9 protein-coding genes are annotated in these 16128 nt (G+C 59.7%); 6 read left to right on the forward strand and 3 right to left on the reverse strand.

The window, feature by feature from the left end:
* Window positions 1-344 precede the first annotated feature (344 nt).
* Window positions 345-6230, forward strand: coding sequence for an ATP-binding sensor histidine kinase (locus CT676_RS07095; protein WP_135214189.1), 5886 nt, complete (start codon window positions 345-347; stop codon window positions 6228-6230).
* Here CT676_RS07095 and CT676_RS07100 read toward each other — a convergent pair.
* Entirely contained in the window at window positions 6225-6617 is a 393-nt protein-coding gene (locus CT676_RS07100; RefSeq protein WP_063981756.1) for a response regulator, read from the reverse strand. The two genes, CT676_RS07095 and CT676_RS07100, sit on opposite strands and share 6 nt — an antisense overlap.
* 222 nt (window positions 6618-6839) lie before the next feature.
* Here CT676_RS07100 and CT676_RS07105 point away from each other — a divergent pair, with 222 nt between their 5' ends.
* From CT676_RS07105 to CT676_RS07125, 5 genes are all read left to right on the forward strand, one after another.
* On the forward strand, window positions 6840-7475 hold the full coding sequence (locus CT676_RS07105) for a response regulator transcription factor (RefSeq protein ID WP_135214190.1): 636 nt from the start codon (window positions 6840-6842) through the stop codon (window positions 7473-7475).
* A gap of 363 nt (window positions 7476-7838) precedes the next feature.
* Window positions 7839-8729: a LysR family transcriptional regulator gene (locus CT676_RS07110; protein WP_135214191.1), complete on the forward strand. Its 891-nt coding sequence runs from the start codon at window positions 7839-7841 to the stop codon at window positions 8727-8729.
* A 389-nt stretch (window positions 8730-9118) separates the two neighbouring features.
* Window positions 9119-9520 carry a hypothetical protein gene (locus tag CT676_RS07115; RefSeq protein ID WP_135214192.1) on the forward strand — a complete coding sequence of 134 codons (402 nt, stop codon included), beginning with the start codon at window positions 9119-9121 and terminating at the stop codon, window positions 9518-9520.
* Window positions 9521-9766: 246 nt separating this feature from the next.
* Entirely contained in the window at window positions 9767-11362 is a 1596-nt protein-coding gene (locus tag CT676_RS07120; RefSeq protein ID WP_135214193.1) for a GMC family oxidoreductase N-terminal domain-containing protein, read from the forward strand.
* Window positions 11363-11450: 88 nt separating this feature from the next.
* The gene (locus CT676_RS07125) at window positions 11451-12608 is read left to right on the forward strand and encodes an adenylate/guanylate cyclase domain-containing protein (RefSeq protein WP_135214194.1); all 1158 of its coding nucleotides are present in this window, start codon (window positions 11451-11453) and stop codon (window positions 12606-12608) included.
* A 49-nt stretch (window positions 12609-12657) separates the two neighbouring features.
* Here the strand turns inward: CT676_RS07125 and CT676_RS07130 are convergent, their stop codons facing one another.
* Both CT676_RS07130 and CT676_RS07135 read right to left on the reverse strand, forming a co-directional pair.
* Window positions 12658-13674, reverse strand: coding sequence for a helix-turn-helix transcriptional regulator (locus CT676_RS07130; RefSeq protein ID WP_135214195.1), 1017 nt, complete (start codon window positions 13672-13674; stop codon window positions 12658-12660).
* Between the two features lie 236 nt (window positions 13675-13910).
* Window positions 13911-16124, reverse strand: coding sequence for a xanthine dehydrogenase family protein molybdopterin-binding subunit (locus CT676_RS07135; RefSeq protein WP_135214196.1), 2214 nt, complete (start codon window positions 16122-16124; stop codon window positions 13911-13913).
* Window positions 16125-16128 lie beyond the last annotated feature (4 nt).

Below are 16128 nucleotides of genomic sequence, written 5' to 3' on the forward strand. Positions count from 1 at the left end.
CAGTTGAAAGGAAAGTCACCTCTCGCCATGGAGTTGATAGCCGATCGTTATCGGAACGGCTGGGGCGCGCCTGGGATTCTGCGGCGAGAGAGCGGCGCTCGTTCCACGGGGATTTCGATCGAGCGGAACTCTCGATCCATTGCTTTACCGGCGAATTTCGCGGCAATAAGGCCGGCTTCTGCGAGGGGGATCCCTATAGCCGTATCCGGTCGGACCGGGGATCGGCTGGCATTTCTCGGGCGACGGAGTACGATTTCTCCCGGCGGGGGAGAAACCGCGCGTGTGGCGCGCGAAGCGCTTGATTGGCCGACTTCAGGCCGAAGCCCGACGCCGGAGTCTGACAGATGGTGCGGCAGTCGCTGAACGTCGCATACTCGGATGGTAGTTCCCAGGTGTTGTGGGAGGATGGCGAGCGCGTGTTTAGCCGCGGCTGGCGAGTGGACGACAATGGCAACCGGCTCGCCGTCCTGCTCGTTGCTCCCGCCGCCGATCACCCGTCCCGGTCAAGACTCGATCGTCTCACGCACGAATACGAGCTGAAGGATGAACTCGACGGGCCATGGGCGGTGCGGCCGCTGGCCCTCATGCGCGACGCCGGTCGGACCGTGCTAGTGCTCGATGATCCAGGCGGCCAGCCGCTCGAACATTTGCTCGGTGAGCCCATGGAGGTAGCGCGCTTCCTGTGCCTGGCTATCGCCGTTACCTCAGCCTTGGGCAAGCTTCATCAGCGCGGGCTCATCCACAAAGACATCAAGCCAGCTAATATCGTGGTGGACTGCGCGGATGGACACGTGCGTCTCACCGGGTTTGGCATCGCATCGCGCCTGTCCCGCGAGCGGCAGGCGCCCGAGCCGCCCGAGACCATCGCCGGTACGCTCGCTTACATGGCACCCGAACAAACCGGGCGGATGAACCGCTCGATCGACGCCCGCAGCGACCTCTACGCCCTCGGCGTCACGCTGTACCAGATGCTCACGGGCGTGCTGCCCTTCACGGCGGCCGATCCGATGGAATGGGTGCACTGCCATATCGCAAGACGACCGGCGCCGCCCAGCGAGCGGTTAAAGAGCCTCCCAGGCTCCGTCTCTGCGATCATTATGAAGCTGCTCGCCAAGACTGCCGAGGAGCGTTACCAGACGGCTGCAGGCGCCGAGAGCGATTTACGGCGCTGCCTCGCCGAATGGGAAACCCGAGGCGATATCGACGAATTTCCGCCCGGGGAACATGACACTCCGGATCGGCTGCTGATCCCCGAGAAATTGTATGGTCGGACAGCCGAGATCGATACCCTGCTTGCCTCCTTCGACCGTATCGTTGCCGGCGGCAGGCCGGAGTTGGTCCTCGTTTCCGGATACTCCGGCATCGGCAAATCCGCGGTCGTTAACGAGCTTCATAAGCGGCTTGTTCCGCCCCGCGGTCTTTTTGCGTCGGGCAAGCTTGATCAGTACAAACGCGACATCCCCTACGTCACCCTTGCGCAGGCCTTTCAGAGCCTGATCCGCCCTCTCTTGAGCAAGACCGAAGCGGAGTTGCGGAAATGGCGGGAGGCGCTGCTCGAGGCGCTCGAGCCGAACGCTCGGCTCATTGTCGATCTCGTTCCGGAATTGAAGCACATCATCGGCGAACAGCCACCGGTCCCCGAACTGCCGCCACAGGACGTGCAGGGTCGCTTTCAGCTGGCGTTCCGGCGATTCATCAGTGTATTCGGGCGACCGGAACATCCGCTCGCCCTGTTCCTTGATGATCTCCAATGGCTCGATGCAGCAACGCTCGATTTGCTTCAGGATCTGTTGACCCGGCCGGATGTACAGAACCTGTTGTTGATTGGCGCTTACCGCAACAACGAAGTCGATCCCGTCCATCCGCTGATACGCAAGCTTGAAGCGATCCGCCAAGCCGGAGCGATACTACACGACATCGTATTGGCGCCCTTATCCTGTGAAGATCTGGGACAATTAATCGCGGATTCCGTTCACAGCGAACCGGAGAAAATCGCGCCGCTGGCACAGCTGATTCACGAAAAGACAACCGGCAATCCGCTTTTCGCTATTCAGTTCATTTCTGCGCTCGCCGACGAAGCATTGCTCACTTTCGATTATGACGAGGCGCGATGGTGCTGGGACCTGAATCGCATTCACGCCAAAGGTTACACCGACAATGTGGTGGACCTTATGGTGGGGAAGCTGAACCGTCTGTCCGCGGAAACCCGGAACGCACTGCAAAAGCTCGCCTGCCTGGGCAACGACGCAGGGGCCGCCATGTTGCGGATCGCTTACCAGGACTCCGGGGAGGAGATGCACGGGCAGCTTTGGGAAGCGGTGCGAGCAGGGCTGATCTTTCGTTCAGAGGATTCCTACAAGTTTCTCCACGACCGTGTCCAGGAAGCGGCCTACTCCTTGATTCCGGAGGAATCGCGTGCCGAAGCCCATCTCCGAATAGGGATGCTGCTCGCAGCGCAGACCCCCCCAGAGAGGTTGGAGGAGACGATCTTCGAAATCGTCAATCAGCTCAACCGCGGCTCGCATCTCATCACGTCAACTGAGGAGCTTGAGCGGGTCGCTGAGTTGAATTTCATTGCAGGTAAACGCGCAAAGACCTCGACGGCATATGCCTCGGCGCTGAACTACCTAGTCTCCGGCGTAGCACTGCTGCCAGGGGACTCCTGGGAGCGCCAGCACGACCTGATCTTTGAGCTGGAGTTGCACCGGGCCGAATGTGAATTCCTCACTGGTGCACTGGCGGAAGCCGAGCAGCGCCTGGCGATGCTGTCGGCCCGTGCCGCAACGACGATCGAACGAGCCCGCGTGACGTGCCTGCAGGTGGATCTTTACACGACCCTGGATCAGGGCAGTCGCGCGATCGCAGTCGGTCTCGACTATCTCCGCCACCTGGGTGTTGACTGGTCGGCGCACCCGTCGGAAGACGAGGCAAGGTGCGAGTATGACCGGATCTGGTCCCAACTCGGCTCCCGCGCGATAGAAACCCTGATTGATCTGCCTTTGATGAGCGATCCCGTATCGCTCGCGACCCTTGATGTGCTGACGAAGCTCGGGCCGCCGGCCCACTATACAGATGCGAAACTACGTTCGATGGTCATCTGTCGAGCAGTCAATCTCAGCCTCGAGGGCGGCAATTGTGACGGGTCGTGCTACGCCTATGCAGTGCTTGCCAGGCTTGCTGGACCGGAATTCGGCGACTACCAGGCGGGGCTTCGATTCGGCCGTCTCGGCTATGAACTGGTCGAACAGCGCGGGCTAAAGCGCTTCCAGGCCAGGACCTATTTGAACTTTGGATACTTACTCATGTTCTGGACGAGACATGTCCGGGAAGGTCGTGATCTGCTGCGACGTGCGTTTGAGACAGCAAACCAGATAGGTGACCTCACTTTTGCGGCGTACTACTACACCCACCTGAACACGTATCTTCTCGCGGCGGGCGATCCGCTCGATATCGTGCAGGTCGAGGTCGAGCATGGTCTTGCGTTCGCGCGGAACATGCGGTTCGGCTTTGCGATTGACTCCATTGCCGGCCAGCTAGGGCTGATCCGGACACTCCGCGGCTTGACGCCGATTTTCGGTTGCTTTGACGATGGGCAGTTCAACGAACTCCTACTGGAGTCTCGTTTCCGCAAGAACCCGGATCTGGCGTTGGCCGAGGGCTCGTATTGGACCCGCAAGCTGCAGGCACGTTTCTTTGCCGGCGACTATGTGGGTGCCCTCGAGGCCTCATTGAGGGCGCAACAGCTGCAGCCGACATCGGCGTCTTTTTTCGAATGCGCGGAATATCACTTTTACAGTGCGCTCTCCAGAGCGACATCCTGCGAGTCCGCGGCGGCCGGCCAACGGCAGGAGCATGTCGAGGCACTGGCTGCGCACCACCGACAGCTCGAGGTCTGGGCGATGGCTTGCCCGGACAACTTCGAGAACCGCGCCGCACTCGTCGGGGCGGAGATCGCCCGGATCGAAGGCCGCGCGCTCGATGCCGAACATCTTTACGAGCACGCTATCCGCTCGGCACACACGCATGGCTTGGTCCACAACGAGGCGCTCGCCAACGAAGTCGCCGCACGCTTTTATGCCGCACGCGGGTTCGAGAAGATCGCACATGCCTATCTGCAGGACGCGCGGTACGGATACATCCGCTGGGGAGCCGACGGCAAGGTGCGCCAACTCGACGAGTTGTATCCGCACCTCAGGAAGGAAAAGCCAGTTGCAGGCCCCACAAGCACGATCGGGGCACCCGTCGAACAACTGGATCTATCTACGGTTATCAAAGTCTCGCAAACCGTGTCGGGCGAGATCGTCCTGGAAAAGCTGATCGACACGCTGATGCGCACGGCGATTGAGTACGCGGGTGCCGGGCGAGGTCTGTTGATCCTTGCGGTCGGCGATGGGTACCGGATTGAGGCGGAAGTCACGATCAGCAATGATATGGTGACCGTCGGTCAGCGACAAGCAGGTGTAACCGCTGCAAATCTACCGGAGTCCATTCTACACTACGTGATCCGGACAAAAGAGAGCGTTCTTATCCACGATGCCGCCGCCGCGAACCCGTTTTCCGCCGATGAGTACATCCATAAGCATCACGCCCATTCAATTCTCTGCCTGCCGTTGCTCAAACAAGGCAGACTGGCCGGCGTACTCTACCTAGAAAACAACTTGGCGGCCCACGTTTTCACACCCGACCGCGTCACAGTCTTGAAGGTGCTTGCGTCGCAGGCGGCCATCTCGCTCGAAAATTCGCGGCTTTATGACGACCTCGCGGATCGGGAAGGGAAGATCAGGCGTTTGGTCGACGCCAACATCATTGGGATCCTCATTGCCGATCGCGAAGGACGGATCCTCGAAGCGAATGACGCGTTTCTACGCATCGTAGGATATGACCGTGCGGACTTGGTTTCGGGCCGCGTGCGCTGGACCGAGCTGTCCCCGCCCGAATGGCGCGAGCGGGACATACTGACTCAGGCAGAACTGAACTCAGCCGGAATAGTTCGACCCTTCGAGAAGGAGTATGTTCGGAAGGACGGCAGCCGCGTTCCCGTGCTTATTGGCGCTGCTCTGTTCAAGGAAGGAGGCGACGAGGGCCTTGCATTCGTGCTCGATTTGACGGAGCGAAAGCGCGTCGAGGAAGCGCTTAGCCAGGCACAAAGACTCAGCCGCACCGGCTATTGGATCTACAACGCCACAACGATGCGTTACCTCTATTGGTCGGACGAGAGTTACAGGATCTGGGGGGTTGATCCGTCGCAGGGCCTTCCTAGTCGGCAAGGTATTTGGGAACGTATTCACCCAGAGGACCGCGACAGAGTGTGGGGCGCGGTTCAGGAGGCCGTGCAACAAAAGAGAGACTTCGTGGCCGAGTTCAGACTTCTCCTACCCGATGGAACAATCAAATGGGTCGAAGGAACCAGCTATCATGTGTTTTCGCCCAGGGGCGCGCTGGCTGAGGTTATCACCACAACCGTCGATGTGACGGAGCGAAGGCGGGCGCAGGACGAACGTGAAAAGCTGCGTCAGTTCGAACTGGATTTCGCCCACATGAACCGCGTGAACATGATGGGAGAATTGGCGGCCTCGCTGTCTCACGAAATTCTGCATCCGATCGCTACCGCTCGTAACAACGCCCGCGCAGGGATGCGCTTTCTGGAGATGAAACCGCCAAATCTGGATGAGACCAGGGAAGCGCTTGCTTGCGTCGTGAGGGACACTGACCGCGCCAAGGATATCGTCGGACGGATGCGTGATCACATCAAGAAAGCGCCTCTGCGAAAGGAGCGTTTTGATCTCAATTCGGCTATCAACGAAGTGATTGTACTGGCGCAAAGCGCAATTCACAGGAACAGCGTTTCGGTCCAAACCCGGCTCGCGGATGGACTGCTTCCGGTTATGGGGGATTGCGTTCAGCTGCAACAGGTATTGCTGAACTTGATCCTGAACGCGGCCGAAGCGATGGGCTTGGTTGAGGAAGGGGCGAGAGAGCTATTGATCAGCACCAGGGAGGATCAGACCGGCGCCCTCGTAGCCGTACGGGATTCGGGGCGGGGCATTGATCCGGGGCATTTCGATCGAGTCTTCGACGCCTTTTACACCACGAAGTCCGGTGGAACAGGGATGGGGTTGTCGATATGCCGTTCCATCATCCAAGCACATGGAGGCAAGTTGTGGGCGGAAGCGAACGAACCTCGCGGCGCTGTATTTCAGTTTACCCTGCCGGCGGACAACGACTCATGAATTATCTTCAATCGGCGTACCCGACCGCAGAGCCGAGCGCACGCATCGCTCGAGAATGTCATCGTCCACTGGCTTGCTGAGATAGCAAATAACCCCGTCCTTCAGAGCCTGATCCCTGACAACCTCATCGGGGTAGGCGGTAACGAGGATCGTTGGGATTGCATACCCTGTATCGACCAAACGCCTGTGCAGCTCGACTCCGGTCATTCCGGGCATGTTAACGTCAGTGACCAAGCAGGCGGTTTCAGGCAGAGCCCGCGATGCCAGGAAATCGGCCGCCGACGAAAACGCTTCGACAGTATAGCCCAGCAGCATTATTAGCTTTCGCATTGACTCACGATGGGGCTGATCGTCGTCGACGACGGATATCAGTGTACGATGCAACATAGCGGCTTCCAGGCACTTCCGCCGGCCGGCGAGGCAGCGCCTCGCGCTGCATGCAACGTAGTGTCTCGGACATCCCTCAATAACGCAATGTCGACGTTCCTAAGCGATGGTTTAGGCGTCCGGCTATCCGCTCAGGCAAAATATTCTGTTCATCTCGATAGATTGTGCGTAGGGTGTGCCGGACTAGGCAAGAATGCGCTTCCCCAACGCAGGATACCGGGAATGGGTGAGGCAAATCCCAGTGTCTTGGTTATCGATGATGATCCCGAATTTCGCGATTCGGTCGCGCGACTGTTGCGGACAGTCGGCTTGGATGCCCGACAATTTTCGTCTGTTCCCGATTTTCTCGAGGCCGATCCGCCGGATGGTCCTACTTGCCTGGTGCTCGACGTAAGAATGCCGGGGCGAAGCGGTCTCGATCTTCAGAGCGAACTTGTCGCCGCAAACAGGCAAGTGCCTATCATCTTTATCACAGCCTACGCCGACGTGCCGATGACTGTGCAAGCAATGAAGAGCGGTGCGATAGAGTTCCTTACAAAGCCATTCCGAGATCAGGATCTGCTTGACGCCATCGATGCCGGACTCACTCGCGATCGTGCCCGACGTGAGAGTGACAGGGTGGTGGCTGCAATAAGGCGGCGCCTCGACACGCTCAGCCCCCGCGAGACTGAGGTCATGCTCCATGTCGTGGCTGGTCGCCTGAACAAGCAGATTGCCAACGATATCGGCATCGCCGAGTCCACGGTGAAAGTGCATCGCACTAACCTGATGCGGAAGATGAAAGCGCGTTCGGTCCCGGAACTCACCCGGATGGCGGACTGCCTCAATATAAAACTACAGCAGCTGCAGAACTTCTGAGCCTGAAAGGCGTGCCATCAGCACTTCCGTGCGAGGGTGCCGTCTACTCGCAAATCGCGTCCACCTCATTTCGCCGCGCCGCTGATCCTCTCCTTTAGGGGCCGATCCGGCCAACGGATTCGGGGCGCGAGGTTTACGCTCTCACTTCTAAGCGATCGCTTAGCACAAGCAGCGACAAGCGAACCTCATCATACCTCCGCGTAGTCGACCGAGGCGCCCCTATCCGTCAAAATGCGGCCGTTGACGGTCACCGAGTTCGCCTTCCCCCTCTTGGTGAACGACCACGAGCGCCCGAATCCGGGCAGGGCGACGCAAGGCCTGTCGGTAGAGACAGCCGCACCTTGACGGAGAACATAGCAGCCCATGGAGCTTCATCAGGTTCGCTACTTCCTCGCCGTCGCGTCCACGCTCAACTTCACCCGCGCGGCCGAGCAGTGCAACGTTACGCAGCCCGCTCTGACCAAGGCGGTGCAGAAACTCGAGCAGGAGCTCGGCGGCCAATTGATCTACCGCGAACGCCAGTTGACGCAGCTCACCGACCTTGGAAAAGAGGTCCTTCCGATGCTGGAGCGCACACTGGCCTCGGCAGAGGCGGTGCGTCGCCGAGCCCAGGAGTTCCAACGCAAGGAAGTCGCGCCACTGAGGATCGGCCTCGCCCCATCCATCTCGGCCTCGCTCGTCCTCGATCCGATCGCCGAGATCGCAAAGTTCGTTCCCGGACTTCACGTAGAGTTGCGTGAGGATGTGACGGAGAAGCTCGTCGACCTCTTGCTCGAGGGGGAGATCAATGCCGCAATGGTCGGCGACGTGCAGGACGTGCCCGCCCGCATCGACGACTGGTCGCTGTTCGAGGAGCGCTACGTCGCGGTTCTCGCGCCGACACACCGGCTCGCAAACCGTCCCTCGATCGGCATCGACGACCTCCGTGAGACCATCTTGCTGGAACGCGCCGGATGCGACATCACTCCGAAGATCCAACGGTCGTATTTCCCCGAGGAACCGCTCCACCTCGGCCACTGCAGCGGTCATGACTTGCACTTGCAGCACATGGCCGCCGCTGGCTTCGGCGTGATACTCGCGCCCGAGCACATGCCGCACCTTCCGACGCTCAAGACCATCCCGCTCGAAGGCGACCTGGTTTCGCGGGAGGTGCGGCTACTGGCAGTGCAGGGGCGCTGCTACTCGCCGGCGCTGGATGCGTTCGTCAAGTTCGCTCGCCTTCGCGATTGGTCGGTCGTCGCTCGGACGGCGTGAAATCGTCGAATGCGTCCAGCGCCCGGAAGAACATGCGGCGCATGCGTTCACTGCGGTTGGTTCAAAAGCCACCCAAATGCGCTACGCGAACAATGCTGACTTCCCAAGCTGTCCCTGACCTCGACAGCCGGACACTGAGCCACCACCGTCGGACTCGCGGTCGACGCGCCACGCTTCCCCGCTTCCGTGGCGCCCGACGACTGGAATGGAAACGATAACGACCGGGCATTTCCAATGGTTGACGTGCCGGCCTACGCCTATTGCTTGTCTAACCGGATTGGCCCGTGCCGGAGTGCTTGCTGGCACAGGATTGCGTAATCTCTCTCTTGGGTGGATGCACTTTCCGCGTCGCAAGGACCCGCTCAAGTAATCGACCAGAGGAGTCTCCGATGTCGTTTCGCTTCATCACCAAGTCTATCCACGCCTACCTGATTGACTATCCTGTCGCGGTCGTCTTGATCGCCGCGCCGTTCGTGCTGGGGCTCGGTCAAAGCGGACCGGTTGCAGTCGAGCTCTCGGTCGTCGCCGGTGTGGCCGCGCTGCTCTTGGCCTCCCTGACCGACCATCCCACCGGGATCGTCCACATCATTCCCTACTGGCTGCACCTTTGGGTCGATCGCGCCGTCGGGGTGGTCTTTGTCATCGCACCGTTTGCCTTCAAATTCACAGGGCTCGACGCCTGGTACTACTGGGTCCTCGCTGCGGCTGTCCTGTTCACGACGTCAGTCCTGAACCCGCCTGAGAAGCCAGTTGCGATCCGTCCGGAATTGGGCAGGCGCGCAGCCGGCTGAAAGCTGCGATGGCGTCGTCGAGACGTCGCCAATGTTCGTCTGCAGCCGTCCATAGGACCTCGGGGGAGCGACAATAACGATCGCCTATCGACTCTATGGCGATAGGTGATTTCCCCCGCCGGCGTTGCAGGATCACTCTCCAAAGGCATGGTCCGATCAATCTCAGGATCAGGAGCTGCGATAGCGCCACATCAGCGATGGACGCTGATTGAACGATGCAAATTCTGTGAAAGAAAAACGACACTGATGTCCCACGAAGCCTACGATATTGTCATTGTTGGTGCAGGCGCAGCCGGTTGCGTCGTTGCGAGTTATCTTGCCGAACACACCGATGCGTCGATCGCGTTAATCGAGGCGGGCGACATGGATCGCGATCCGTTCATCCACATCCCAGCGGGCTTCGCCAAACTTCTGGCCCACGACCGGCATGTCTGGAAATACGAGACGGTTCCCCAGCACGGGACGAAGCGAGCATATCGCTCAGGCAAGGTACTCGGCGGCGGCTCCTCGATCAATGCGATGTGCTACGTGCGTGGTCAGATGCGCGATTTCGCCGCGTGGCAGGACGCGGTCGGCGACACCGGAAAATGGTCGTATGAAGACCTGCTTCCCGTCTTCATGGCGCAGGAGGACAACGACACCTTCCACGACGAGTATCACGGCATAGATGGTGGCCTGGCTGTCCAGTTGCCCAAGGGCATCAATAAGCTGAACCAATATTGCCTCAAGGCATTCCAGGAATATGGGATTCCCTATAATCCCGACTATAACGGCAAGAGCCAGATCGGCGTCTCGCCGGTGCAGTCGACGGTCGGAGACCAGCGCCGATGCAGCGCGGTCGACGCTTATCTTCGCCCGCACCTCACTTCGGGCCGCGTGGTCCTGCTCACCGGCAAGACCGTCGCTCGCGTCCTCGTCGAAAACAAGCGGGCTGTGGGCGTTGAGTTCATGGACACGAGCCTGAAGAGGATCATGGCCAGCGAAGTTGTGCTGTCGGCTGGCGCCGTCCATAGCCCGACGATCCTCATGCACTCAGGCATCGGGCCAGCCGAGCAGCTGCGTCAACACGGTATCGCGGTGATCGTCGATTCTCCGGCGGTAGGCGAAAATCTCCAGGATCACCCGATGGTACCGGTCCGTGTCTATGTGAAGGGTGATCTCGGCTATCAGGCTGCCGCGCAGGGTCTCGGCAGCGTGAAGGCCGGCCTGCGCTATCTCGTCACGAAGGACGGCCCGGCGTCGGGTAATGGCATCGAGACGGTGACACACTGGAATCCATCTGATTTCACCGCCGAGCCTACGATCCAATGCTATCACGCTCCTATCGTCTTGAACGAGCAGCTCGGCCCGGCGGGCGACCGCTCGGGCATCACTTTCGAACTCGTGGTGCTTCAGCCTAAGAGCCGCGGCTGGGTGCGGTTGGCCGACAGTGACCCGACGTCGATGCCCCTCATCAACCCGAATTTCGTTGGCGAAGAGGAAGACCTGAGGGCCGCGGTGGAATCAGTGCGCGCGATCCGCAAGGTCATGGCCCAGGAGTCGTTGGCGCCGGTGATCGAGGAAGAGATGGACCCCGGCCTGCACGTCCAGTCGGATGCGGAGATCCGCGAATGGGTGAAGCGCGTCGTGACGACAATGTGGCATCCGGTCGGCACCTGCCGGATGGGCCAGGATGCACGAGCGGTGGTTGACGCGAGGCTCAGGGTCCGCGGCGTCGACGGCCTGCGGGTAATCGATGCCTCGATCATGCCGAACATAACCAGCGGCAATACCAACGCTCCGACCCAGGCGCTTGCGCGCCACGCTGCGACGATGCTGGTCGAGGATCTGAAACGCACCTGAGGAGTTCTGGCGCGAGCAGGCGAGGCCGGCCTCCGGCCCACGCCGGCCGGGAAGCCGCGCGGGAGCTGACACCGGCCATGAGCGTCCAATGCGTATAGAAAGGTTCAGGTACCTGGCTCCTGCAGCCGTACTCGCGATCGGCATCTTTCTGGTCGATACCTTGTCATCACTGCAGTTCGCAGTCGCCTCGCTGTATGTTGTCGTCGTGTTGGTAGCTGCCCAGGATCTCGATCGCGGAGGCGCTGTCGTCGTCGGCTTAGTCTGCGCACTGCTTACCATCCTCAGCTATATTCTTACGCACGGCTTCGTCCCCAATGGGATCGCAGCGTTGCGATCCAGTGTTAGCCTGATCGCGCTCTTGGTCACGACAATGCTTGTGCTCCATAGACTTTCCGCCAACCAGCTCGTCAAGAAAGCAGAGCGCGAACGTATGAACCTGGCGCGCTTCTTCCCGCCAAGCATCGCTGAACAGCTCATCAAGGCGCGGACCCCTCTTTCGTTTACGCGTTGTCAGCGTGCAGCAGTCCTGTTTGTCGACATCGTCGGGTTCACTGACTTCTCATCCAACAGGCCTCCGGATGTCGTCGTCCAGGCGCTGCGACACCACTTGCGTATGTTCAGTGACGTGGTGTTCTCCCATCAGGGTTCGATCGACAAGTTCCTGGGTGATGGGTTGATGGCCTTTTTCGGCCCGCAGTTGACCAGCCTGCGCGACGCCACCAACGCTGCGGAGTGTGCGATCGAGCTCATCAAATCCGTCGATTCTTGGAACCGACGCATTGAGGCAAGAGACCAGTCGCTCCGTATTGCCGTCGGTATCCATTACGGCGAAGTCATCCATGGAGACGTTGGCAATGAGAAGAAATTGGAACTCACCCTGATCGGTGACACCGTGAATGTCGCTAGTCGGGTTGAAGCCCATTGCCGGGTATTGGAGGCTTCGGTGCTCGTCACCGGCGAGTTCATGGATGCATTGTCTGCGGAAGGGAGCGCGGAACTCGCCACTGCGTTTCGCGACGAAGGCGCACACATGTTGCGTGGCCGAAGAGATCCGGTCCGTCTTTTCAGTATTCGCAGGCTGTCGTGCGAGCAAGCCAACTGCGCTTGGCGGTCGCCTCGCCAGCGAAACTCATTGAATCACAGTGGGAATCGGCAAAACCAGGCCGACCTGTCCGGCTGCAGAGCCTTTAGATGTCGTGGGGGGACCGGTGGACCTTGCTTATCGTACAGGAAGCGCGATGCTTAGGGTGTCCATCGTAGAGCGCATAAGCCTACGAGCGGATCGCACCCCGTTCTCAAATATCCTTCCGTGCTTCGCCCTCCTTGGCGATCCGCCGATGGTCGCTCGGATCTCGATTGTACGCCTTTCGAAAAGCCCGTACAAAACTCGAACGGCTCTCGTACCCCGCATTAAGAGCCACTGCGTCGATCGACATCGTCGTTGTCGTCAAATCGATCGCGGCCTGGCGCATTCTTAAGTGTCGCAAGACAGCCATCGGGGATTGTCCAAAAATGTCCGAGAAGCGCGCCATGAACGCCGAACGACTCAATCCTGCACTGTGTGCCAAGCTTTGAACCGAATGAGCGGCTCCCGGCCGCGCCACCATATCTGCAAAAGCACGGGTGACCTGCCTGTCGGCAAGTATCGAGAACCGATCAGTCCACCGTCGGGATGACTTGAGCGACCGTCGTACCAACGAGACAACGATCTGCCTGAGCAGAGAAGCTGTCATGGCTCCAACGCCGACCTCTTGCTGTAACAACTCGTTCATTGCTTCGCGAAGCTTGAGATCAATCCTGTCCGCCGGCTCGAATTGCTCGATGACCGGTTCGCGGAGTTCTCCGAACAGCCTCACAGACTGACCAAAGGATGCGTTAAAAAAGCCGCATATCTGGACGATCTCTGGTTGCTCTTTCGGCACTGCGACGCGAAGGATGCCTTCTTGACGAGTCCAGCAGTCTCTCGAAATGAGCTTCGGAGGGCGATTTCCACCGTCAACCTCGATCATGAGCGGAGTGTTTGGCGGCACGATGATGAGTAAATGAGGGCTCAACGGTATCGTCGGCCCGCCATCAATTGATAGACGTCCCATGCCGCTTAAGTTGTAGTGGATCCCGGGTACGTCAATCGTCCCAAATTCGACTCGATGGCCTCGCGGCACCAAAATCTCGGTCATGGCGATGACATCTATGTCGAGCGCCTGCATTAAATTGTTGAGGTCTGTTGTAGACAATTTGACAGTGGCGCCCGCGGGCGGTGAAACGTTCTGCCCGACGAGAGCCTGTTTTGGAATCGATTTCGAATTATGCATGACTGTGGTGGCTCCTGCTAACGGCTACCAGCACCGATAGTGCTCCGAAATCTGTTCTCCGAGGATCAGCGGGGGCGTCGCCATGCCGTTCGTACCACGGAACCTCGCCTCTCGCCATTCGGCGAAATTTGGACTTGCGGAGAACGCGAATGTTCCAATAGCCATTATGCTCCGGGACTTTAGTTCCCGACCGTCATCCCGTGCGTGCTACAACGCGCGCGGGAGGACGGGAAGGATTAAGACGACGACTTCAACGAATTCGGATCGATCGGCAGGCTGCGCACACGCTTGCCTGTTGCGGCGAAGATCGCATTGGTCACGGCAGCACTGACAATGGCCGTCGGGGCTTCACCAACGCCACCCGGAGCCTCCGCGTTCTTGATCAAGTGTGTCTCCACCACCGGTACCTCGTCGATGCGCATCGGCAGATAGCTGTCAAAATTGCTCTGCTCGACCCGACCATCCTTGAAGGTGATTGACCCATGGCGCGCGGCGGTGAGGCCGAAAAGCGTGCCACCCTGAACCTGCGCTTCGATTGTATCTGGATTAACGTACATTCCGCAGTCGAGCGCACAGACGATCCGCTTGACTTTGACGGAGCCATCGGCCGCTACTTCGACCTCGGCGACCTGCGACGTGTAACTTCCGTATGCGAATTGCACTGAAATTCCGCGGCCATGCCGCGCGGGAAGGGGGGATGCCCACCCCGCTTTTTCCGCCGCAAGCGATAAAACAGCGAGTGCTCGCGGATTGTGGCCAAGCAATCCCTTGCGGTAAGTGACGGGATCCTGCTTCGCGGCATGAGCGAGCTCATCTATGAAGCTTTCGACCACAAAAACATTGTGGGTCGGTCCGACACCGCGCCACCAAGACGTCCGGACACCAGGGGGCTCGACCCGCACAAAGTCGACGTGGATATTGGGCAGCGCATAGGGCGGCTCGGCCGCCGCTTCGACGGCATCGGGGTCCAATCCGTCCTTGACGTAAGGGGGATAGTAGCGAGCCATGACTGAGGAGCCGGCGATCCGATGCGTCCAGGCAACCGGCTTGCCGGTCGCGTCAAGTCCGGCCGACAGCCGATCGAGATAGTACGGCCGATACAAATCGTGCTGGATATCTTCCTCGCGACTCCAGATCACCTTCACCGGGCCATCGACGTGCTTGGCGATCTTGACGGCCAGCACCGTGCCATCGGCCTCCAGCCTTCGGCCGAAGCCACCGCCAATCAGATGATTGTGAATCTTGATTGCGTCCGTTGGCAGGCCGGTGAGTTCGGCCACCAGTGACTGCGTGATCGTAGGCGCCTGCGTCCCGACCCAGATATCGCAGCGATCCTTCCGCAGGTGGACTGTGCAGTTCATCGGCTCCATCGCCGCATGGGCTAGGAAAGGCACCTGATAGATCGCGTCAACTCGTTGCGCCGCGACAGCAAGGGCCTCCTCTGCATCACCATCGTTACGGGCAACCGCCCCTGGTTTCTTGGACTCCTCCTCCAACTGCTTGACGATATCGGCGTTGCTGACCTTGCCGTTCGGCCCGTCGTCCCACGTGATGGCGGCGGCCTCGAGCCCCTTCTTCGCCGCACCCATGTGATCCGCCACCACGGCAACGGCTTCATCGATGTTGACCACCTGCCGGACGCCCTTCACCGCCAGCGCGGCTTTCTCGTCCACCTTTTTCACTTTGCCACCGAGCACGGGCGAAATAGCAACCGCTGCAACCCTCATACCCGGCAGTCGCGTGTCGATGCCGTAGAGCGCGCGCCCGTCGACCTTTATCGATGAATCCACGCGCCTGGCACGCGTGCCGATCAAGGTGAAATCCTTCGGATCCTTCAATTTGACGTTTGCCGCCGGCGGCACGGGCAATTTCGCCGCGGCCGTCGCAAGTTCGCCGTAGCTTAGATGCTTTGCGCCTGACGCATCGAAGACGATGCCGTCCTTGGCGCGGCAAGTCGCCGGATCGACATTCCAGCGCTTTGCGGCTGCCCCGATCAGCAGACTGCGACCTACTGCGCCTGCCTGACGCAGCGGTGTCCAGAACGCTCGGACAGAGGCGGAACCACCTGTATTTTGAATGCCTATGATCGAGTTGACGTAAAGCGCGTGATTTGGCGGCGCATGCTGAACCTGAATTTGGTCAAGCGTCACCTCCAGTTCTTCAGCGAGAAGCATCGAGAGCGACGTGTAGACCCCCTGTCCCATCTCGACCATCGGCATGACCAGCGTCACGGCGCCCGTTGGATTGATCCGTATAAATCCATTCGGCGCGAAAGTACCCGTGACCTCGTTTTCGACCACCTGCACCTGCGAAGTGGACGCCGCGAAGACGGAGCTCGTGCTGGCGCCGGTCAGCGAAAAGCCGAGCAGCAAACCTGTGCCCTGAAGAAAGGCGCGCCGTGACACGCCTGTTTCTTCGGCGACCTGCTCCCTCAAAATTGGTCCATTCATGATC

This window comes from Bradyrhizobium sp. MOS001, assembly GCF_004634465.1.
Classification (GTDB): Bacteria; Pseudomonadota; Alphaproteobacteria; order Rhizobiales; family Xanthobacteraceae; genus Bradyrhizobium; species Bradyrhizobium barranii.

Bases quoted from the DNA above. Each gene is read 5' to 3' on its own strand.
- CT676_RS07110 (WP_135214191.1), top strand. From the start codon at position 7,839: ATGGAGCTTCATCAGGTTCGCTACTTCCTCGCCGTCGCGTCCACGCTC.
- CT676_RS07125 (WP_135214194.1), top strand. From the start codon at position 11,451: ATGCGTATAGAAAGGTTCAGGTACCTGGCTCCTGCAGCCGTACTCGCG.
- CT676_RS07135 (WP_135214196.1), bottom strand. From the start codon at position 16,124: ATGAATGGACCAATTTTGAGGGAGCAGGTCGCCGAAGAAACAGGCGTG.
- CT676_RS07105 (WP_135214190.1), top strand. From the start codon at position 6,840: ATGGGTGAGGCAAATCCCAGTGTCTTGGTTATCGATGATGATCCCGAA.
- CT676_RS07100 (WP_063981756.1), bottom strand. From the start codon at position 6,617: ATGTTGCATCGTACACTGATATCCGTCGTCGACGACGATCAGCCCCAT.
- CT676_RS07120 (WP_135214193.1), top strand. From the start codon at position 9,767: ATGTCCCACGAAGCCTACGATATTGTCATTGTTGGTGCAGGCGCAGCC.
- CT676_RS07115 (WP_135214192.1), top strand. From the start codon at position 9,119: ATGTCGTTTCGCTTCATCACCAAGTCTATCCACGCCTACCTGATTGAC.
- CT676_RS07095 (WP_135214189.1), top strand. From the start codon at position 345: ATGGTGCGGCAGTCGCTGAACGTCGCATACTCGGATGGTAGTTCCCAG.
- CT676_RS07130 (WP_135214195.1), bottom strand. From the start codon at position 13,674: ATGCATAATTCGAAATCGATTCCAAAACAGGCTCTCGTCGGGCAGAAC.